Source organism: Nocardia sp. GTS18, assembly GCF_013839555.1.
GTDB classification, from domain to species: domain Bacteria; phylum Actinomycetota; class Actinomycetes; order Mycobacteriales; family Mycobacteriaceae; genus Nocardia; species Nocardia rosealba.
Genome location: NZ_JACBIU010000007.1, coordinates 129,808 through 150,320, shown reverse-complemented (window position 1 = coordinate 150,320; position 20,513 = coordinate 129,808). Strand labels below are relative to the sequence as shown.

Genomic DNA, 20,513 nt, shown 5'->3' with positions numbered 1-20,513 from the left:
CGGGCGATCCGTCACCTTGCCTGCGGTGAACCGGGTTGTAGGTGCGCGAGGAGGAGTTTGATCAGCAGTACCGGGCCGAACCAGAGCAGGGAGGTGGGCACTGTGAGCATTGTCGTGGTGATCGCGACGCCGAATACTGTGGCGGCGAAGGCGATCGGCACGCGCAGCTGATCAGGCACCGAGAGCACGACGACGGCCGCCGCGAGGACGAGGCTGTAGATGGCCGCCGCGACCCACCAACCGAAACCCGGGACCACCAACGCCAGCAGGAACGGTTGGCCGTGGACGGCGACGAACGTGAGGTGATGGCGGGTGGTTCGGCCGGGCCGGTGGAACCAGCTTTTGGCCGATGCTGTCGCATTGACCACGGCGCCGCCGAAGAGGTCGAAGCCGATCAGGGCGACAACCGCGACGATCAGCGCGGAGCCGCCTGCGTTTCGCGCGAGCAGCGCAGCCGTCACCCCACCGATGACCGCGGACGAATAGCACAGGGCTGCTTCGCTTCTCGTCGCTCCCGGCGCGATCAGCCGGTCGGTGATCGTCATCGCCGGATACCTTCCACGCACACTTGCACGAGGGGTTCGGTCAAATCGGTGAGCGCGACGCGGTCGTCGGCCAGCCACTGCACCAGGCACCCTTCGATGGCGCCGACGATCACCGCCGCGTGCGCGTCGCCGATGCCCGCCCGCAATTGCCCCTCGGCGTCGGCCGCGCGCAGCAATTCCGCGACGGCCGCCCGGTAGCCCTCGTAGACAGCGGCCATGTCCAACGGTGTCCTGGCCGACCACACGTCCAGCAACACGCGCGCGTAATCCGGGTGGGCCGCCAGCATCGCCACGGTCGACCGGATCAACTGAGCCAGCCGATCCAACGCGGGCCCGGTTCCCGGCGCGGCGAGTTGTTGTTCCGCGCGCGCCCGGTATTGGTCGAACGCGGCTGTGAGCAGCTCCTCCCGGCTGCTGACCGCGAGGTAGACACTCCCTTTCGCGACCCCGGCCTCCGCCGCCACATCCTCGATCCGCGATGCGGCGAACCCTTTTCTGGCGAAGACCCGGACGGCCGCCTCCAGAATTTCGGTCCGCCGCGCATCCACATCCACTCGCTTCGGCATGGGCTAATAATGACTGACCAGTCAGCCATAGTCCAGAGTCAGTCGGACGCGCGATCACCACGCCGTGGTGGCGGCTCTCGGACAATGCCGCTACCAGCGCGTGGTGATCGGCTGACCAGCGGCGGTCGGTGGCGAGATTCAGCGTTTGGTGACGACTCGTTCGCCCTCGCCGGGTTTCCAGATGGTGATGGCGAGCTGGTCGTCGGCGACTTCGACCGTGGAGGCGCTGGTGAGGTCGGCGATGTAGAAGTGGTCGAATTTCTGGCCGCGGATGTCGAAACCGCTGTCGTCGTAGAGTTTCTGCGCGAAGCGGGCGTGGACGGATTCGTCCGTCAGGTCGGTGACGGTGCCGAAGAGTTTGGCGTCGCCCTCGGTGACATTGGTGTCGACGGTTGCGGTGTGCAGGCAGAAGCGGGGGTCGCGGGCGAGGTCGTCGAACTTGCGCGTGTCCGGCATGCCCGCCAGCACCAGCATGTCCTCGAAGACCATCGGCTCGATCGGGCTGATCCGTGGCCATCCGTCGGCGCGGAGGGTGCCGAGCATGCACAGATTGCCGGTGGCTCGGTGTCTGCGCAGGAACAGCTCGGCGATGCGCGGCGCTTCCTCGGTGAACTGGCTCCAAGTGGTCATACGCCCACGCTACGACGCAACCTTGACATCCTGTGTCAAGGTTCGCGGCTAGTCTCGGGGTATGCGAGCGAGCAGGCTGGTGCAGCTGCTGCTCCTGCTGCAAGCCAACGGCGGGGCAACGGCCGGGGAGCTCGCGCGGGAGCTGGAGGTGTCGGTGCGCACGGTGTACCGGGATGTGGAGGCGCTGTCGGCGGCGGGCGTGCCGGTGTACAGCGAACCCGGGCGCGGCGGTGGGGTGCGACTGGTCGACGGATACCGAACCCGGCTCACCGGCCTCACCTCCGACGAGGCAGACGCCGTGTTGCTGGCCGGCCTACCGGGCGCCGCCGCCGACCTCGGCCTCGGCACCGTCCTCGCCACCGCACAGCTGAAAATGCTGGCCGCGCTGCCACCGGAACTGCGCGGCCGGGCCACCCGCATCGCCGAACGCGTCCACATCGATATGCCCGGCTGGTTCCACCGCCCCGACGAAACCCCCACCCTCGCAACCATCGCCGACGCCGTCTGGCACGACCGCCGCCTCGCGATCACCTACCGGCGGGGTGACGACGTCGTCGAACGCACGGTCGACCCATTGGGCCTGGTGATGAAGGCGGGCACCTGGTATCTCGTCGCGCGCGTCCGCTCCGATATCCGCTCCTACCGGGCAAGCCGAATCGCCACGGCCGCCCCCACCGGCGAAACATTCGACCGCCCACCCGATTTCGACCTCGCCGCCCACTGGCAGGCAGCGGCGGTCGACTTCGGGCGGTCCATGCTGAAAGTCAGCGCACAATGCCGGATCGCCACCGAGCACCTCGGCCTCCTGCGCCTCATGAACGACCCAGCAGCCGTCCACGCCGCACTGGCCTCCCTCGGCCCCACCGCCCCCGACGGCTGGGCCGACATCACCATCCCCTCCGAATCCTACGAAGTACTGACCCACGCCCTACTCCCCCTGGCCGACCACATCGAAGTCCTCGCTCCACCCGAGTTCCGCGCCCACCTACGGACGATCTCCGAGGCCATGGCCGCCCGCTACCGCACCACCTAAATCCGCCATGACCGCCCTCCCAACCCCGCACGACCCGACCTCGAGGAGGGTCCGCCGCGAAGCGGCGCAGCGGCCCGGCCGCGCGAACAGCGCTCGAAGCGCATGCGCCGCAGGCGCGAGTCTCGAGCGCTGTTCGCGCGGCCCCTCAGGGGCCGCGCTCGAGCGCGCCAGCGCTCCAAAAACACAGCCCAATACCGTTGTGGTGCACAAAACACCGCAGTGGTTCCGCACGGGCGAGAGTGCGGCAGGTACACCTACCAGCACCGCCCGAAACAACGACCACTCCCCCAACCCAACCTCACGGCACCCAATCCAAAACCTTTCCCAGCGAACGAAACTGAGCACTGGCCGGAGTCATCCGCAAAGCCGCATCACGAACCGCGACCAACGGCCGCGCGGACAGCTGAGCGACAACCCCGATCGCTCCCGACCGCCGAGCGATCATCTGCGTACGAGGCCGACGCTCGAAGTCATAGCGCCTCAACCCATCAGTCGTACCGGCCAACCGCGAAAGAACAACCGCATCCTCGAGCGCCTGACACCCGCCCTGCCCGAGATTCGGCGTCATAGCGTGAGCGGCATCGCCGAGCAGCGCGAGACGACCTGCGGTGAAGGTCGTCAGCGCAGGCAGTTCATAGATATCGTTGTGCAGCACCGTATTCGGGTCGGCAGCCGCGAGCAACGCCGGGATGGGATGATGCCAGCCGGCGAAGCGAGCACGTACCTCAGCGAAACTGCCGCCGACACCTTCCTCCGCGTCGTAGACCGCGAAGCAGTAGATGCGCCCATCGGGCAACGGCGCCATGCCGAAACGCGCACCCCGACCCCACGTTTCACCGAATTCGGTCAGTGGCTCGGCGATACCGACCACCGCACGCCACACCGTGTACCCGGCATAACGCGGCGCGACCTCCCCGCATACGGCCCGCCGCACGACGCTGCGAATACCGTCGGCGCCGACAACCAGATCTGCAGTGACCTCGCTCATGTCTCGCCCCGAGCCGGCCGAATACACGACCGTCCCGTCCAGATCGGCCCGCTCCACCGAAATCCCTGTCTCCACAACCCCTTCCGGCAGAGCCTCTCGGAGAATATCCAGCAGCGCCGCCCGATGGATCATCACCGGCGCCCCGAATCGACGCCGCATGGTCGCCACATCGGTCCGCGACAGCCATCTCCCACGCTCGTCCCGAATCCCCGCCGACACATCGTCCAACCCCTGCGCCCGCACCGCCTCGCCGACACCGAGTGCGTCCAGCGCCCGCAGGGCATTGGGCCACAGCGAGATTCCCGCCCCGACCTCGGTGTACCGCGCCGCCCGTTCGAGCACCCGCACCGACCAGCCGCGTTCGATCAACCCGAGGGCGACCGCCGTCCCCCCGATTCCACCGCCGACAACAATCGCTGTAGCCATTCCGAACCCTTCGTATCGAGTGACGATCCCTGTCCGGGTACCACTTGCGGAGCGGGAGGGTTCCACACGACGCCCTTCCCGGTGCGATGCCACCGTACTACAGCTGTAGTGAACAATACTACGGATGTAGTGTCCATCACTACGCCCGTAGTATCGATGTGTGGCAACCAAACGCGAACAGATCCTCGACGCGGCCATCGAGGTATTGGGCACGCGCGGCTCACGTGGCATTACCCATCGCGCCGTAGACCAAGCCGCCGACCTACCCGCCGGCTCCACGTCGAACTACTTCCGCACCAGGGAAGCGCTGCTGTGCGGAGTAGCCGAGCGTCTCGAGCAGCGCGATCACGCCGACTGGAGCACCCTGCACCGCGTTCTCGGGCCGCCCACCGTCGACCACCTCGTCGACGCATTGGCCCGGTTCATCACCCACGCGACGACCGCCGACCGCATCCGCACCCAGGCCCGCCTCGCCCTCTTCGGCGAATCCCAAGCGATGCCGACCGTTGCCGAATCGCTGCGACGCGGGCACGGCCGACTACGCGAGCAGGCGGTCGAGCTCGCCGCTCAGGCGGGCATCGGCCCGGTCGATGCCGGAATCCTGGTCGACTACATGGACGGCGCGGTCATCCATCGCCTCACCGGCGCGGAGCACGGCAAAGACCCCCGCGAGGCGCTCGAACGGCTGACTCGAACCCTCTCGTCGCCTGCCCGAAAGGCGCGCTGACGCACCTCGCGACCGATGCACCCGGCTACCCGAACAACGCGCCGATGCGTTTCGCCGTATCCTCGCGACTGAACCCGACGCACTCCGGACATTCATCGACGATCGGGTGTGTACAGCGCAGGACGTGGGCGAGGAAATCGATGGTGCGCGTGAGATCACGCACGCGCGCACCGAGTTCGGCCTGCTTGCCCGCGAAGAGTTCGACCCGCTCCGCACGGGACCGAGCCGCGAACAGGTCCTTGATCTCGGCCAGCGAAAGCCCGGCGCGCTGACAGAGCAGCACCAGACGAGCCCGCACCACCAGGTCATCGCTGTAGACCCGGTGACCGCCCGGCGCGCGGGGCGGAACGAGCACCCCGACGTCCTCCCAATGACGGAGCACATGGGCAGCGACACCCAGTTCGACGGCGACATCACCGATTCGGCGCGGTCCGGCGGTATCGGTCACGTTCGCCTCTTTACTTCAGGTCGACCTGAAGTTTTAGCGTAGCTCCATGACAACCGAACACAGGGGCGAGCGAGTAGCGACGCCGGATATCTGGCAATGCTGCCGCGCCGCGACGACGGCGATCACCGGCGCTGTACTGCCGCGCCGAACCGATCGCCGATTCCTCTCCACACTGCGCGACAACGGATTACCGCGTGGCTCGATAACGGTCGAACTGGTCGCCTTGGCGCAGAATGCCCGCAGCGTGCCCACCGCCGCCGTCGTCGAAGGTGTGTTCACTCCGCGCCGGATCGAATCCGCGATGACGGCCTTCGTTGTGCGGCACCCCCGGGCGACCTTCCTCGTCGACCCGGGCATCTGCGTCGACGTGCGGCGCCGGGCGATAGCCGAACTACCGCGGGTGCTGCGAGTCGCGGTGAACCCACCGAGCGATGTGCTCGACATCCGAGAGTCTTTGCAGCGCAGCGGAATCGATGCCGACGACATCGCCTTCGCGCTGCCCACACACCTGCACTGGGACCATGTCGCCGGACTGCTCGATCTGCCGGACCTGCCGTTGCGGCTGCATCGACCCGAGCACCGGTGGGCGATGACCGGCCCGGGCGCCCCCGTCGGCGGCGTGCGGCAGGCCGTCCGCGATCGCCCGCTCGATTGCTACGAACTCGACGGCCCGCCCGTCCTCACCTTCGCCGCGAGCCACGATGTGTTCGGCGACGGCGCGGTGGTACTGGTCGATCTGGCCGGGCACACACCGGGCAGCATCGGAATTCTGCTCCGCACCGCACGCGGGCCCGTCCTGCTGGCAGGTGATGCCGTCTGGCACAACCTCCAGACCACCGAGCTGCGGCAGAAGTCGGGCTACCCCGGTGCGCTGGCCGACGACGACCGCACCGGGGCCTGGCGAACGATCCATCGCCTGCACGCTGTTCGCGATGCGGTCCGCATCGTCCCCAGCCACGACCACCAGGCCGCGTGCGCATGGACCGAAGACAGCGCAACCGGGCTGCCCACGCAGGACAGCCCGGTTGCCGCCGAACCGCTACACGATCGAGAACAGCAGCGCCGCGACCGCGAAACTCACCACTGACAACACGGTTTCGAGCACCGTCCACGTCTGCAGTGTCTGTTTCACCGTCATGTTGAAGTACTTCGCAATGATCCAGAAACCGCCGTCGTTCACGTGGCTGAGGATGATCGAGCCCGCGGCGATCGCCATGGCGATCAGGGCGATCGACATCTGCGAGTAGTTCTGCTCGGCGACCAGCGGGGCGACGATGCCGCCGGTGGTGACGATGGCGACCGTGGCCGAACCCTGGGCGATCCGCAGGCCGCAGCTGATGAGGTAGGCGAGCACGATGACGGGCAGGCCGGCCGCCGACATCGTGTCGGCCAGGGCGGTGCCGATACCGGTGGCCGAGATGACCTTGCCGAAGAACGCGCCCGCACCGACGACCAGCAGCACCATGCCGACCGGTTTGAGCGATTCGGCCGTGATGACGCTGAGTTCCTGCACGGTGGAGCCACGCCGGATACCGAGCAGATAGAACGCCACGAGCACGGTGATGAGCAGCGCCACGGCGGGCGTGCCGAAGAAGGTGAGCACCTGCAGCAGGGACGAATCCTTGTCCAGCAGTTGGTATCCGAAGGTGGCGCCGAGGATCAGTACCAGCGGGATGGCGATGATGGCGCCGATCAATGCCACCGAGGGTGGCGCCTTGGTGACCACGCCGGTGGCGACGATGCCGCCCTCCTCGTCGTCGGTGTCGGGTTCGAGCGGAACGAATTCCTCGGGAACCGGTACGAAGACGCGCTTGCCGATATAGGTGCCCCACAGGATGCCCGCCGCGATGAAACCCGGTATGCCGCAGACGAATCCCATCACGATCAACCAACCGAGACTCACCCCGAGCAGCCCGCCGAGCGCGACCGGGCCAGGATGCGGCGGCAGGAACGCGTGCGTCATGGACAGACCGGCCAGCATGGGCATGGCGTAGAGCACCAGCGATCGCCCACCGCGCTTGGCCGCGACGTAGATCAGGGGTGCCAGGACGAAGATGCCGATGTCGAAGAACACCGGGATGCCGAAGATGAGACCGAGGATGCCCATCGCGACAGGCGCGCCCTTCTCACCGAACACCCGCAGCAGCTTGTCGGTGAGAACATCGGCACCACCCGATCTTTCGAGGATCGCACCGAGCACGGTGCCGAGCCCGATGATCACCGCGATGTGTCCGAGAATATTGCCGAAGCCGGTCTCGAGCAGCGACTCACCCGCCTTGAGCGGGGTGCCGACGATCTCGGAGACCGGTAGCCCGGCGGCCAACGCCAATAACAGACCGGTGAGCAGCAGCGCGACGAACGGCTCCAGTTTGATCTTGATAATGGCGATGAGCAGTACGGCGATCGCGAGACCGCACAGCACCAGCAACCCGGGGGTGGTGGTGCGCAACCAGTCGACTGTGGCGCCCATGGACAAACCTCTCAATCCAGCGAATGAACGAAACGTGCGGCCCGCGAGCCGATCTCGGACCAGCGCGAGCTCGCGACGTCCAAGGGCGCGACCACCTCGGTGCCCGCGGTGACGGCGATGGCGCCCGCCTGCAGGTATTCCCGCGCGTTGTGCGCGTTGACGCCGCCGGAGGGAATCAGGAACACGTGCGGGAACGGGCCGAGCAGGTCTTTGAGGTAGGCGGGGCCGAGCGAGCGGGCGGGGAAGATCTTCACCGCTGCCGCGCCCAGGTCGACCGCCGCCAGCACCTCCGTGGGTGTGAAAGCCCCCATGATGACCGGAATCTGGTTCGCCACAGCGACTTCGGCAACCTCCGGGCGCACCGCGGGGGTGACGAGGAACTGTGCGCCGACGTCGACGGCCGCCGCCGCCTGGTCGCGGGTGGTGACGGTACCCACGCCGATCACCGCGTCGGCGGCACTGCACGCCTTCGCGATCGCGTCGAGCACACCGAGGGTGGTGAAGGTGAATTCGACGGCACGCAACCCCGCGCCGGCCAGTGCCTCGGCCAGTGCGACGGGATCGGGGACGGCGGGTGCGCGGACGACGGTGAGCGCCCGGTCTGCCCGGATCACCTCCATCGCCCGTGACGACGAGCTCAGCAGCGGATTCATCGGGTCTCCTCTCGCGTGGCGTCCATCCGCAGGGCACGACCGGCGCGGACCCCGGTCGCGGTGCCGTTCTCCACGGCGAATTCGCCGTTGACCAGCACATGCTGGATACCACGCGCCTGCTGACGTGGCTGCTCGAACGTGGCCGTGTCGTGGATCGTCGCCGGATCGAACACCACCAGGTCGGCGGCGAAACCGGGCCGGATCAGTCCGCGCTCGGCCAGCCGCAGCCGGGCGGCGGGACGGCCGGTGAGGTGATGCACGCAGTCCTCGAGACCGAGGACGCCGAGCTCACGGACATAGCGCGACAGGTAGCGCGGGAAGGTGCCCCACGCGCGCGGGTGCGGGCGGGCGCCGACGAGCAAACCGTCGCTGCCGCCCATGTGCCCGGCGTCGACCATGATCGCGCGCACGTTCTCCTCGTGGCCCACGTGCTGCAGGATGGTGGTGGCCAGCTGGTCGCGGACCAGCAGCTCGAAGAACACCTCGACGGGCGCGGTGCCGCGCTCGGCGGCGATCTCGGCGACGGTGCGGCCGACGTGCTCGGCGAGTTCGTCGTTGCCGACACCGCTGATCTGGATGGTCTCCCACTCGACGGTGACACCGTGACACCCGTCGGACCCGTGCACGTCTACATCGGTGGCGATGCGGCTGCGCGCGGCCGGGTCGCCGAGCCGGTCCAGCGCGGCGTCGGGACCGCCCGACATCGCCCAGCTGGGCAGCAATGCCGACAGCGTCGTCGAGCCCGGCAGGTACGGATAGGTGTCGAGCGTGATGTCGCAGCCGTCGGCACGGGCCTGGGCGATCATGGCGAGCAATTCCGGTGCGCGACCGCGATTCACGCCGAAGTTCATGGTGGCGTGGGTGAGGTGCAGGGCGCAGCCGGTGGCCTTCGCCAGACCGATCATCTCGGCGTAGGCCTCCAGCGCGCCCGCACCGTAGGAGCGGGTGTGCGGAGCGTAGAAGCCACCGTAGGAGGCGACGACGGCGCACAGGGCGGCGAGTTCACCGGTGTCGGCATACATTCCGGGCGTGTAGGTGAGCCCGCTCGACATACCGACCGCGCCCTCGTCGAGTCCCTGTGCGAGCAGTGCGCACATCCGGTCGATTTCGGCGGTGGTGGCCGCACGCTGGTCGGCGCCCACGACGAGCAGACGCAGCGTGCCCTGCGGCACCAGGTAGGCCGCGTTGGGCGTGATGCCCTGGTCGAGCCGGTCCAGGTACTGCCCGACGGTGCGCCAGGAGAAGTCGAAATCGGCGGGATTGCCGTTCCAGCCGGCGATCTGCTTGCGCACCAGGGCGAGTGCGGCGTCGTCGATCGGCGCGTAGGACAGCCCGTCCTGCCCGATCACCTCGGTGGTGACGCCCTGGGTGATCTTCGGGATGTGCTCGGGGTGGGTGAGCAGGTACAGATCCGAATGGGCGTGCATATCGATGAAGCCCGGCGCGAGGACCGAGCCCGGCCGCACACCGATCACGCGGGCGTCGGTGTGGATCGAGTCGGCGATCTCGGCGATGCGGCCGTCGCGGACGAGGACGTCACCGTGGGTACGTGGTCCGCCGGTGCCGTCGACGATATCGATGTCACGAAAGAGCAAGGAGGTCATGGTCGTCCGTCAGAAGTAGGTGCGGATGAGGTCGACCACGCGCGGGTGCGCCGTCTCGGCGGAGTCGATCACGGGAATCAGCCGCCACTTGTCGAAGGCGGTACAGGGGTGCGAAAGACCCAACCGAACAACACTTCCCACGGGAAGATCCGCGAACGTGGCACCGGGCAGACGCAGGAAGGTGTGCTGGTCGTTGAGCGCGCTCACATGCGCGCCCGACGGGAGTGCCGCCCCGCCGACCACGAGTTGCGGTGTCGGCAGGCCCTCGTCGAAGGGGAAATCGCGTTTGCCGCCGTCGAGCAGGGCGAGTTCCGGCTCCGGACGCGAGACGACCCGAGCCCAGCCGTGCATCGCCGAACGCAAGCCGGGGTCGGCGGCGGGGGCGCTCAGCGGGGAGATGCCCGCGTAGAAGCCGTCGTCGTGGACGAGGTATGCCCCGCTACGCAACACCACGGTGGTTGATCCCGGCGCGGTGGGCAGCTGATCCGATCCCAGACCGGCCAGTTCCTCCACGACCAGTTCGGGATAGGCACTGCCACCCGCCGAGACGACAGCGGGCCCGGAATACAGCTCGCCGAGTTCGATGTGCAGGGAGGCGAGTTCGCGCAGATAGCCACGAACCGCGGTCAGCGCCGCGGGGGTGCGATCGTGGGCGAGCGCGCCTTCGTATCCACCCACGCCCGCCAGCACGAGACGTTCACTGCCCACCAGGGCGTGCGCGACCGCGAGCGCCTCGGCACGGGTCCGCGCACCGGTACGGCCATGCGCGCCACCCAGTTCGACGAGCACGCGGACCGGCGGACCGGGCGCGGTGTCGCGCAGGATCTTGTCCATCAGTTCGACGGTGGCGACGCTGTCGGCCCAGCAGTAGAACTCGAAATTCTCGTCGCGTGCCGACTCCTCGGCCACCCAGGCCAGCCCGATCGGGTCGACCAGCGCGTTGGCGAGCAGGATCCGGCCGACTCCGAAGGAGCGGGCGAGCTGTGCCTGCCAGGCGGTGGCCAGGGTGATCCCCCAGGCGCCTGCCCGCAGCTGTTCGCGCCACAGCTGCGGCGCCATGGTGGTCTTGCCGTGAGGGGCGAGCGCGACACCACCTGCACTGCTCCAGTCGGCCATCAGCGCTCGGTTGTCGTCGAGGGCAGCACGATCGAGGGTGAGCAGCGGCGTCTGCCAGTGCGTGAGTCGCGGTGTGCCCGTCAAGTATTCGCGGACCATGTGGCCCCACGCGGCGGGTGGGGCGCTCTTGATGTGCGGGCCGAGCAGCTCGGCGGCCAGCGCGTCGACGACATCGTTGTCGATGGTCACAGCATCCCTTTCCCGGCGGGTACACAGCACGATCGGACATGTCCGACGGCTATTGCACTATGTGCAACGTGAGTTGCACCGAATGTTTCTGCTCGTTATTGTGCATGCAGACAGCAGTGACCGCAACCACGAAAGGTCCGACGAGGTGACCCACGTAACAAAGGCGCAGCCCAGGGCGGTCACCGTGGGCGAGGGATTGGCGGTGCTCGTCGCCGAGCCAGGTCCGCTCGAACGCTCCGGAATGTTCGAGCGCTGCGCCGGTGGCGCCGAGGCGAACGTGGCCTCGGTGCTGGCCCAGCTCGGGATATCGGCGGCGTGGCTGTCGCGGGTCGGTGACGACGGGTTCGGGCGCTACCTGACGGCCGAACTGGCCCGTGCGGGGGTGGACGTGGCAGCGGTCGCGGTCGACCCGATGCGGCCGACCGGCATCTACATCAAGGAACGCGGCGGCGGCTCGGACGCGGCACACGACCTACCCCGGAGCGAGAGCCGTATGCACTACTACCGGTCGGGGTCGGCCGCCAGCGCGCTCTCGCCCGCCGACCTCGACGCACCGCCACTGGCACGAGCCGACCTCGTGCACTTCACCGGCATCACCCCGGCACTGTCCGAGTCGGCGTGCGCGCTCACCCGTGGCCTGCTCGACCGTCCACGACACGGTTCACTGGTCAGCTTCGACCTGAATTACCGTCCGGCCGTGTGGGGTTCACGTATCGGCGAAGCAGCCGACGAACTCGCCGCGCACGTGCGTGGCGGCGATGTCGTGTTCCTCGGCGCCGACGAGGCCACCGAGATCTTCGGTACCGGTGATCCGGCGGCCCTACGTGGCCTGTTCCCCGAACCCGGGCAGCTGATCGTCAAGAACGACAAGCACACCGCGATCGGTTTCGACGGTGATCACGTGGTGGAAGTTCCCGCGCTGAACCTCACCGTCACCGAACGTATTGGCGCCGGTGACGCTTTCGCCGGCGGCTACCTCGCGGCGCTGCTGCACGGCGCCGACCTGCGCACCCGCCTGCGCTACGGGCACCTGTGCGCGGCCGCGACCCTCACCGCCTCGGGCGATTCGGCGAAACTTCCACCGTCCCAGGAACTCCGGCGACTGGCCGCGCTTCCCGACGACGCCTGGACGGGGCTCACCTATCCACCGCGAGCAGATGGGACGATCGGGCCATGAGTCAAAGCGTGTCGCGAGCCCTGTCCATTCTGATCGCGCTCGGCGAGGACTCCCAGTCCCTCGACGAACTGGCGGGTCGGCTCGGGGTGCACAAGTCGACCGTGCTGCGGCTGCTGCAGACCATGCAGGCCGAACGATTCGTGGTCCGCGACGCCGTGCACCGCTACTCACTGGGCAGCCGCATGTTCGAATTGGCAAGCCACGCACTGGAAAACCGGGATGTGCGCACGGTCGCCAGGCCGCATCTGAGCGCCCTCGGCACGACCACGGGCCAGACGGTGCACCTGGCCGCCTACGAGTCCGGCGACGCGGTCTACATCGACAAGGTCGATGCCGAACAGTCGGTGCGGATGTACTCGCGCATCGGCAGGCCCGCTCCCCTGCATTGCACGGCCGTCGGCAAGGTTCTCGTCGCCGCGCTACCTCGACCCGAATGGGCCACGGTGGCAGCACGTTTGGACTACCACCCGTTCACCCCACGCACCCTGCGAACGCCGGAGCGATATCTCGCCGAGCTGGAAAGGGTGGCCGCCCAAGGCTTCGCCGAGGACCACGAGGAACACGAGAGTTTCGTCAACTGCATCGGGGTTCCTGTGCGCGACGGCATCGGCAATGTCGTTGCCGCCGTATCGGTCTCGGTGCCCGATGTGCTGCTCGATCACGACCAGGTGCTCGCACTGCTGCCCCAGGTGCGTGCGTGCGCCGATGCCATCTCCACCGAACTCGGCTGGGATCCCCGCCGAGCCGTCCCCGCGAGGAAAGGCTGAACCAATGTCCGACAAGATCGCCGTCCGCACCGCCGACGCTCCCGCCCCCGCCCACACCTTCTCCCAGGGCGTGCGCAAGGGACCGTTCGTCCAGGTCTCCGGGCAGGGTCCGGTCGACCCGGAAACCAACGAGTACCTGCACCAGGGTGACGTGGCCGCCCAGACCACCCGCACCCTGATGAACGTGAAAGCCATCATCGACGCGTCCGGCGCCACCTTCGACGACGTGGTGATGTTGCGCGTGTACCTCACCAAGCGCGAGGACTTCGCGATCATGAACGAGGCGTACGGCGAGTTCGTCACCAAGCACACCACCGACGGAGTGCTGCCGTCACGCACCACCGTGTTCACCGGTTTGCCGCGCGCCGAGATGCTCGTGGAGATCGATGCCGTGGCGATCGTGACCGATTGAGCGACTGCGTTTCCCGCGATGCGAAGGACACCGGAGCGGGGCTCGTGTTGAGATGGGGCGGGCCCCGCCTGGGGCCTGTTCGACCCGTCCTACCCGAGGATCAGCCTATGTTCGTCAAGACCGCCCGTCCGCTCGCCGTCGCCGCACTCGCCCTGTTCGTCACCGCCACCGGTGCGGGCACCGCCTCGGCCGCCACCGCGACGCCCGTCGTCGGTTCGGTGTCGATCTGCACCAGCATCCCGGTCGGGCCGCTCACCATCAGCGTCTGCCTGTGACCTAGGCCTGTCGAAGTAGTAGGTGGGGTGGTGCCGCACAGCGGTGCCACCCCACTTGCGTTCCGGCTCATCGTTCCGCGTCGCGAACCAACAGTGCGATCTGTACTCGATTGGCGAGGCCGAGTTTGGTGAACAGATTGCTGGTGTGCGCCTTGACGGTGGCGACGGTGACCTGTAACCGCGCGGCGATCTCCGGGTTGCCGAGCCCGTCCGCGATGGCTCGGGCGGTGTCGAGTTCGCGTTCCGACAGGGCGGCCAGCCGTTTCCGCGCGGCGTCGCGGGAGTCGCTGCGGGCTTCGGCGGAACCAGGCCCGGTCGCCGCGGCGATCACCCGCGCCGTGACCGTGGGAGACAGCACGGGGTTGCCGGCCGCGACGGTGCGCACCGCGTCGGCGATCCGGGCGGGCGGGGTGTCCTTGAGCACGAAGCCGAGTGCTCCGGCGCGGAGTGCACGGAGTACCAGTTCGTCGGAGTCGAAGGTGGTCAGCATGAGCACCGCGGGCGCGGCCGGTTCCGTGCGCAGGGACCGGGTGGTGTCGACGCCGTCGCGGCCGGGCATCCGCACATCCATCAGCACGACGTCGGGTCGCTGTTCTCGCACCGCCTCGATCGCGGCGTCACCGTCGGCGGCCTCCGCGACGACGGTCAGATCCGGTTCGCCGTCGATGACGAGTCGTAGCGCCATCCGCACCAGCTGGTCGTCGTCGACGATGACGACGCGCACCGGCTCCTGATCACTGTGCACTCATGCTCTTTTCTCGTGGTCGTGCTCCGGCCAGGGAAGTTGCGCGGTGAGAACGTACCCGTTGTCGGAGGTGTGGTGGTGGTCGAGTGTTCCGCCTGCGAGGGTGATGCGTTCGGCGAGGCCGAGGAGCCCGAAGCCCGAGGCCGGTGGCCGGGCGACGGCGGCGACGCCCGCCGAATTCCGGACGCTGACGTTCAGTTCGCCGCCCGGTGTCCCGTCAACGGTGATGCGGACCTCCGCGTCCGGGGCATGCTTGGCCGCATTCGTCAGCCCTTCCTGGATCACCCGGTAGCCCGTCCGCCCCACGGTCTCGGGTGGGGTGTCGGTCACCGTGCTGGCGAGCGTCACGTCCAGGCCCGACGACCGGGCGTCGGCCACGAGTTCCGGGATCCGGTCCAAGGTGGGTTGCGGTGGTTCGGGGCGGTCGGGGTCGGCACGGAGGACGCCGAGGACATCCCGAAGTTCTTCCAGCGCTTGGCGGGAACCGTCGGCGATCCCGCGGATCAGCGTGCGCTTCTCCTCGGCCGAGAGGTCTGCACGATGGTCGAGGACGCCGGCTTGCATGGCGACCAGCGAGATCCGGTGGGCGAGCACATCGTGCATTTCGCGGGCGATCCGGTTGCGTTCGGTGGCCCGGGCCTGGGCCGCCCGGGCACCCTGTTCGCGTTCCGCGCTGTCGGCGCGTTCGCGCAGCGATCGCACTTCGGCGCGGCGGGCGTCGATGGCCACGCCGGTGGCCACAGCGATCCCCGCGGTCGAGACCGTCAGTGCGAGTTGCAGCCAGACCGGGGCGGGCGGGGTGTCGACCGGGTAGAGACCCTGAGCGAACTGCGCCGCCGTCACATACGCCGCAACGACCACGGCGATCTCGACCGGACGGCGACGGGTGGACAGCGAACACAGTGCAAGCAGCGCGGCACCGGTGGCGAGCGCCGACGCGGCCGAGGCGATCACGACCACCAGGGCGATGGCGAACGGGAACCGGCGCCGCAACGGCAGCACCGCCAGGCAGCCGAGTGCGATCAGCGGATCGCCGGTCACCAGCCAGGAACATGTGTCGGCCGTACAGCCTGCGGGCAGTACGGCGGCGACGGAGAACCAGAGGGCGGCGCCGATTGCCGCGGCCGCCGTCAGCCGCCAGGTCTGCTGCCATACCCCGAGTCGTGCCGGGCTGTCGGTGTCCACCCGGCCATTATCGCGACGACGACCGGCTTGGAGCGCCCATCCAGCGGCTGAGATGTGCTCGACCCGGGGCGAATAGCCGACTCGACTTTCGTCGAACACGATCGCCGCCGCCGGGGCGATGTGCCTGCGGCGCGGACTCGACAGACTCGGTCATGTACCAGCCGGACACGAGCCCCCGCTGACGGTCTGCTCGTGGTAGGCGCCATTTCGTCGGGGAGTAGCAACAGATGAATCGACACCGGACCCGGAGCTTGCTTGCCGTGCTCGGCCTCACCGGAGCACTGGTCGGGGCGCCCATCGTGGCCGCGCAGCCGACCGAAGACCTCTCAGCGCAGGTGCGCTGGGGCCCATGTCCGGAGGGGGTCGAAGATCCGGCGGCCGGGCCTGCCCAGTTGCAGTGCGCCATCGTGCCGGTGCCCTCGAACTACAGCGAGCCCGACGGCGCGCACCTCGAGATCATGATCTCGCGGCTGGCGAGTAAGAACCCGGACAAGCGTCGCGGAGTGTTGTTGCTCAACCCCGGCGGTCCGGGTGGTGCGGGCTTGGACCAACCCAAGTTCCTTGCTGCTCATGGGCTGCCGGCCGAAGTGCTGGACAGCTACGACGTGATCGGCATGGATACGCGCGGGGTAGGGCATTCGGCGCCGGTGAGCTGCGGGTTCACCGATGATCAGACGTACTTCGGCAATATCCCGCCGTATGCGGTGAACGACGCGGCGGTCACCGAGCGGGCCATTGTCGCCCAGGGGGTCGCCGAGCAGTGCGCGGCCAACGACGACCAGGGCCGGTTGCGCTCCCTCTCGACGGCGAATATGGCCCGTGACCTCGACCGCATCCGGGCAGCACTGGGTGAGGACAAGGCCAGCTTCCTCGGCTACTCCTACGGCACCGCATTGGGCGCCGCCTACGCCTCGATGTTCCCGCAGCGAGCCGACCGCATCGTGCTCGACAGCAATATCGGCGACACCCACCTCGACCACGACGGGATCCGCCGGTACGGCCGCGGCATGGAGGAGACCTTTCCCGACTTCGCGAAATGGGCCGCCGACCGCCACGACACGTACGGCCTCGGCCGCACACCGGAAGAGGTGCGGCGCACGTACTTCACCCTCGCCGAGCGACTCGACGCGAACCCGGTGGACGGGATGGACGGCAATCTCTTCCGGTTCGGCACCTTCTTCACGCTCTATGGCCCGGCGCTGTACGCGTCGGCGGCCGAGAGCTGGCAATCGCTGCTCGAAACCGGACGTCCAGGTCCGGCGGGCAGCCGCCCGCCGGGCACGGGCGCGCCTTCGCCGTACGACAACGCCTGGTCGGTCTTTCTGGCCGTGACGTGCAACGACGTCGAATGGCCCGAGGACATCGGGGTCTACCAGCGTGCCGTCGCCGAGGACCGGGAACGGCACCCGCTCTACGGCGCGGCCGCCGCGAACGTGATGCCCTGCGCCTACTGGAAGCTCGGGCCCTCCGAACCGCCGGTGCGGATCGACAGCACCGGCCCGGCCGATGTGTTGATCGTGCAGAACCAGCGCGACCCGGTCACCCCGCTACGCGGCGGCGAACTGCTCGACGAGAAGTTCGGTCAGCGGTCCCGGTTGGTCACCGTCGACGGGAGTGGGCACGGGGTCTACGTTCTCGGCGCCAACCCCTGCGCGACCGACATCGTCACCGGCTACCTGGTGGACGGCACCATGCCCGAACACGACACGACCTGTCACGCGGGCTAAGGCCTAGCCCGAATTGCGCAGGGCAGTGGCAAGACCGTTCATGGTGAGCAGGATGCCCCGCTTCACCAGTTCGGAATCGTCACCCCCGCGCAGCCGGCGCAGCAGATCGACCTGGAGCTGATTGAGCGGTTCCAGGTAGGGGAAACGATTGTGGATCGACTCCGCCAGCGACGGGTTGTCGCTGAGGAGTTCCTCGTGCCCGGTGACCGCCTTGTACATGCGGATGGTTCGCGCGTGTTCCTCGCGGATCATCCCGAAGATCGTGTCGCGCAGGTGCTCGTCGTCGACGAGGTCGGCGTAGCGGGCGGCGATGTCGAGGTCGCTCTTGGCCATCACCTGCGCCAGATTCGACAGCACGGTGCGCAGGAATGGCCAGCGCTGGTACAGGTCGGTGAGCCGGGCCAGACGCGCCGGATCGTCACCCACCCAGCCCTCGAGCGCGGTGCCGGTGCCGTACCAGCCCGGCAGCATGACGCGGGCCTGGCTCCAGGCCATCACCCACGGGATCGCCCGCAGGTCCGACACCGAATTGGTGGGTTTGCGCGAGGCCGGGCGGCTGCCGATATTGAGGTCGCCGACCTCGGCGACCGGGGTGGACTGCCGGAAGTACTCCACGAAGCCGGGGGTGTCGTGCACGAGGTGCGCGTAGGCGGCGCGGGCCCGGGTCGCCAGGTCGTCGAGCAGTTCGTAGGCGGGTTCGGCGTCGTCGCCGAGGCCCTCCACGTCGAGCAGGGTGGATTCGAGGGTGCCCGCGATGAGTGATTCCAGATTGCGGTGTGCCGCACCGGATTCGGAGTACTTCGCGGCGATCACCTCGCCCTGTTCGGTGAGCCGCAACGACCCGCGCACGGCGCCGGCCGGCTGGGCGAGGATCGCGTCGTAGCTGCGACCACCACCACGTCCGACGGTTCCGCCGCGACCGTGGAAGAGCCGCAACCGGATTCCCGATTTGCGCGCCACCTCGACCAGGTCCAGTTCGGCGCGGTAGAGCGCCCAGTTCGCCGCCAGGTACCCGCCGTCCTTGTTGGAATCGGAGTACCCGAGCATCACTTCCTGTCGCATCCCGGCGGCGGCGACGAGATCGCGGTACACCGGAACCTCCAGTGCGGCCGCGAGAGTCGCCGCGCCCGCACCGAGGTCCTCGATGGTCTCGAACAGCGGGACGATCCCGACCGGGCTCTGCGGTGAGCCGTCCGGCGTGCCGGGGTCGAGAATCCCCGCCTCCTTGAGCAGCAGGGCGGCCTCGAGCATGTCGCTCACCGAGGTGCACATGCTGATGATGTAGTTCGGGACGGCGGCGGCACCGAAGGTGTCGATCACGTCCTTGGCCGCGCGCAGCACACCGAGTTCCTTGGCCGCCAGCTCGCTCAGCCGCGCGTTCGGGCCGAGAAGTGGCCTGCGCGTGAGCAATTCGGACGCCAGCAGGTCGACCCGTTCGGCTTCACCCAGGCTTGCGTAGTCCGGGTGCACACCGGACCAGGCGAGCAGTTCGGCGACGACCTGTTCGTGCACCTCGGAGTTCTGGCGCATGTCGAGACCCTGCAGGTGGAACCCGAAGGTCTCCACGGCGTGGCGCAGGGCGGCGAGGCGATCGTCGGCGAGCAGGGCGTCACCGCTGTCACGCAGGGAGGCATCGATCGCGTCCAGGTCGTCGAGCACGGCCTGCGGAGTGGGGTACGGCTCGGCGTCGGTGGTGAGACCGTTGTCCGGGAGGCGGTCGAGCGCGCGTCGCGCGGTGGCACTGAGGCGTGCCCGGATGGCATGCAGCGCACGACGATACGGTTCGTCGGCGAACACGGCCGGGTCGTCGTAACCGGCCTCCGCGAGCGCGGTGACCGCTGGGCTCACCCGCACCAGCCGCGCCGACTGCGACAGCGACTTCTCCAGTTCCACCAGCTCGCCCAGATAGCGGCCGAAGGCATAGGCGGCGGCCTGCTCGGCGGCGGTGTGCACGACTTCGGCTGTCACATAGGGGTTTCCGTCACGGTCACCACCGATCCAGGACCCGGGGCGCAGGATCGGTCGCTCGAGCAGGTCGACATCAGGCCAGCGGGAACGCAGGGCCGCACGGACCTCGGCGTTGATCGCGGGGATCACGTCGTAGAGGGTCAGGTCGTAGTAGCGCAGACCCACCGAGATCTCGTCCTGAATCCGCAAGCGCGCCAAGCGGATCAGCGCGGTGCGCCACAGGGTGAGCACTTCACGGCGGATACGGAGTTCGGTGTCGTCCAAACCGGGATCGCCGGGCTCGAGCCTGCGCCGCAGCCGCATCAGGGCGGTGATCTTGGCCTGCACGTCGAAGACCGTGCGCCTGCGGGTCTCGGTGGGGTGCGCGGTGATCACCGGGGACACCAGGGCGTCGGTGAGCTGTTCGGCCACGCTCGCGCCGTCGAGGTCGGCGGCGTCGAGCTTGGCGTAGGTCGCGGCCAGCGAGGAGTCCTGCGGTGGTTCACCCGCCGCCACGTGCGCGGCGCGGCGGCGGTCGCGCTGGATGTCCTCGGCCAGATTGGCCAGCAGCACGAAGTAGCTGAACGCCCGGATCAGTGGCAGCGCCACCTCGGTGGGGGTGCCGTCGAGCATGTCGGCGACGGCACTGCGCTCCACTTCCTCGCGACGCACCCGGAACGCCTCGATGCGGACCCGCTCGATGAGGTCGAACACCTCGGGTCCTTCGTGGTCACGGATGGTTTCACCGAGGATGCCGCCGAGGAACCGGATGTCCTCGCGCAACGGCCGGGTGGCTTCCTGCTCCTGCACGACTCGCGATTGGCCCATGAACAGACAGTATTGCCGCCGACCCACCGAACGCGACCCGGCGACGCGCGGATCA

The 20,513-nt window shown here is 68.4% G+C and carries 20 protein-coding genes; 8 read left to right on the top strand and 12 right to left on the bottom strand.

Annotated features, from left to right (window positions below):
- Positions 1-11 precede the first annotated feature (11 nt).
- From HYG95_RS10260 to HYG95_RS10250, 3 genes are all read right to left on the bottom strand, one after another.
- Complete coding sequence (locus tag HYG95_RS10260) at positions 12-545, bottom strand: hypothetical protein (protein WP_181697744.1); 534 nt, start codon at positions 543-545, stop codon at positions 12-14.
- A complete protein-coding gene (locus tag HYG95_RS10255) occupies positions 542-1,111 on the bottom strand; it encodes a TetR/AcrR family transcriptional regulator (RefSeq protein WP_181697743.1) in 570 nt (189 codons plus the stop codon). The genes HYG95_RS10260 and HYG95_RS10255 overlap by 4 nt, the downstream gene beginning before the upstream one ends.
- A gap of 138 nt (positions 1,112-1,249) precedes the next feature.
- A complete protein-coding gene (locus tag HYG95_RS10250; RefSeq protein ID WP_181697742.1) occupies positions 1,250-1,741 on the bottom strand; it encodes a pyridoxamine 5'-phosphate oxidase family protein in 492 nt (163 codons plus the stop codon).
- A gap of 61 nt (positions 1,742-1,802) precedes the next feature.
- On the opposite strand from HYG95_RS10250, the gene HYG95_RS10245 reads away from it, so the two are divergent.
- Positions 1,803-2,774: a YafY family protein gene (locus tag HYG95_RS10245; protein WP_181697741.1), complete on the top strand. Its 972-nt coding sequence runs from the start codon at positions 1,803-1,805 to the stop codon at positions 2,772-2,774.
- Between the two features lie 298 nt (positions 2,775-3,072).
- Here the strand turns inward: HYG95_RS10245 and HYG95_RS10240 are convergent, their stop codons facing one another.
- Positions 3,073-4,188 carry an FAD-dependent monooxygenase gene (locus tag HYG95_RS10240; protein ID WP_181697794.1) on the bottom strand — a complete coding sequence of 372 codons (1,116 nt, stop codon included), beginning with the start codon at positions 4,186-4,188 and terminating at the stop codon, positions 3,073-3,075.
- Between the two features lie 160 nt (positions 4,189-4,348).
- Between HYG95_RS10240 and HYG95_RS10235 the strand changes: the two genes are divergently transcribed.
- Positions 4,349-4,915, top strand: a complete 567-nt coding sequence (locus HYG95_RS10235; protein WP_181697740.1) for a TetR family transcriptional regulator — start codon at positions 4,349-4,351, stop codon at positions 4,913-4,915.
- Between the two features lie 25 nt (positions 4,916-4,940).
- Here the strand turns inward: HYG95_RS10235 and HYG95_RS10230 are convergent, their stop codons facing one another.
- A complete protein-coding gene (locus HYG95_RS10230; RefSeq protein WP_181697739.1) occupies positions 4,941-5,363 on the bottom strand; it encodes a MerR family transcriptional regulator in 423 nt (140 codons plus the stop codon).
- 46 nt (positions 5,364-5,409) lie between these two features.
- Between HYG95_RS10230 and HYG95_RS10225 the strand changes: the two genes are divergently transcribed.
- Complete coding sequence (locus HYG95_RS10225) at positions 5,410-6,450, top strand: MBL fold metallo-hydrolase (protein WP_181697738.1); 1,041 nt, start codon at positions 5,410-5,412, stop codon at positions 6,448-6,450.
- Here the strand turns inward: HYG95_RS10225 and HYG95_RS10220 are convergent.
- From HYG95_RS10220 to HYG95_RS10205, 4 genes are read right to left on the bottom strand one after another with little or no spacing between them, the layout of a single operon-like run.
- The gene (locus tag HYG95_RS10220; protein ID WP_181697737.1) at positions 6,403-7,833 is read right to left on the bottom strand and encodes a GntP family permease; all 1,431 of its coding nucleotides are present in this window, start codon (positions 7,831-7,833) and stop codon (positions 6,403-6,405) included. The genes HYG95_RS10225 and HYG95_RS10220 overlap by 48 nt on opposite strands.
- 11 nt (positions 7,834-7,844) lie before the next feature.
- Positions 7,845-8,486, bottom strand: a complete 642-nt coding sequence (locus HYG95_RS10215; RefSeq protein WP_181697736.1) for a bifunctional 4-hydroxy-2-oxoglutarate aldolase/2-dehydro-3-deoxy-phosphogluconate aldolase — start codon at positions 8,484-8,486, stop codon at positions 7,845-7,847.
- Positions 8,483-10,090: an amidohydrolase family protein gene (locus HYG95_RS10210; protein WP_181697735.1), complete on the bottom strand. Its 1,608-nt coding sequence runs from the start codon at positions 10,088-10,090 to the stop codon at positions 8,483-8,485. The genes HYG95_RS10215 and HYG95_RS10210 overlap by 4 nt, the downstream gene beginning before the upstream one ends.
- Positions 10,091-10,099: 9 nt before the next feature.
- The gene (locus tag HYG95_RS10205; protein WP_181697734.1) at positions 10,100-11,395 is read right to left on the bottom strand and encodes an amino acid deaminase; all 1,296 of its coding nucleotides are present in this window, start codon (positions 11,393-11,395) and stop codon (positions 10,100-10,102) included.
- A gap of 145 nt (positions 11,396-11,540) precedes the next feature.
- On the opposite strand from HYG95_RS10205, the gene HYG95_RS10200 reads away from it, so the two are divergent.
- The 4 genes from HYG95_RS10200 to HYG95_RS10185 all read left to right on the top strand — a co-directional run bounded on the left by HYG95_RS10200 (position 11,541) and on the right by HYG95_RS10185 (position 14,026).
- Complete coding sequence (locus HYG95_RS10200) at positions 11,541-12,572, top strand: sugar kinase (protein ID WP_370465742.1); 1,032 nt, start codon at positions 11,541-11,543, stop codon at positions 12,570-12,572.
- Positions 12,569-13,339 (top strand): IclR family transcriptional regulator, encoded by a 771-nt coding sequence (locus tag HYG95_RS10195; RefSeq protein WP_181697732.1) that lies wholly within the window; start codon positions 12,569-12,571, stop codon positions 13,337-13,339. Before HYG95_RS10200 ends, HYG95_RS10195 begins: the two co-directional genes overlap by 4 nt.
- Positions 13,340-13,343: 4 nt before the next feature.
- Positions 13,344-13,751 (top strand): RidA family protein, encoded by a 408-nt coding sequence (locus HYG95_RS10190; protein ID WP_181697731.1) that lies wholly within the window; start codon positions 13,344-13,346, stop codon positions 13,749-13,751.
- Positions 13,752-13,858: 107 nt separating this feature from the next.
- The gene (locus HYG95_RS10185) at positions 13,859-14,026 is read left to right on the top strand and encodes a hypothetical protein (protein WP_181697730.1); all 168 of its coding nucleotides are present in this window, start codon (positions 13,859-13,861) and stop codon (positions 14,024-14,026) included.
- A 67-nt stretch (positions 14,027-14,093) separates the two neighbouring features.
- Here the strand turns inward: HYG95_RS10185 and HYG95_RS10180 are convergent, their stop codons facing one another.
- Both HYG95_RS10180 and HYG95_RS10175 read right to left on the bottom strand, forming a co-directional pair.
- Positions 14,094-14,771, bottom strand: a complete 678-nt coding sequence (locus HYG95_RS10180) for a response regulator transcription factor (protein WP_181697729.1) — start codon at positions 14,769-14,771, stop codon at positions 14,094-14,096.
- Positions 14,772-15,956, bottom strand: a complete 1,185-nt coding sequence (locus tag HYG95_RS10175) for a histidine kinase (RefSeq protein ID WP_181697728.1) — start codon at positions 15,954-15,956, stop codon at positions 14,772-14,774. It abuts the gene before it with no gap.
- Positions 15,957-16,183: 227 nt separating this feature from the next.
- On the opposite strand from HYG95_RS10175, the gene HYG95_RS10170 reads away from it, so the two are divergent.
- Positions 16,184-17,683, top strand: coding sequence for an alpha/beta hydrolase (locus HYG95_RS10170; RefSeq protein ID WP_181697727.1), 1,500 nt, complete (start codon positions 16,184-16,186; stop codon positions 17,681-17,683).
- Positions 17,684-17,686: 3 nt separating this feature from the next.
- Here the strand turns inward: HYG95_RS10170 and ppc are convergent, their stop codons facing one another.
- Positions 17,687-20,458, bottom strand: coding sequence for a phosphoenolpyruvate carboxylase (gene ppc / locus HYG95_RS10165; protein WP_181697726.1), 2,772 nt, complete (start codon positions 20,456-20,458; stop codon positions 17,687-17,689).
- Positions 20,459-20,513: the final 55 nt, after the last annotated feature.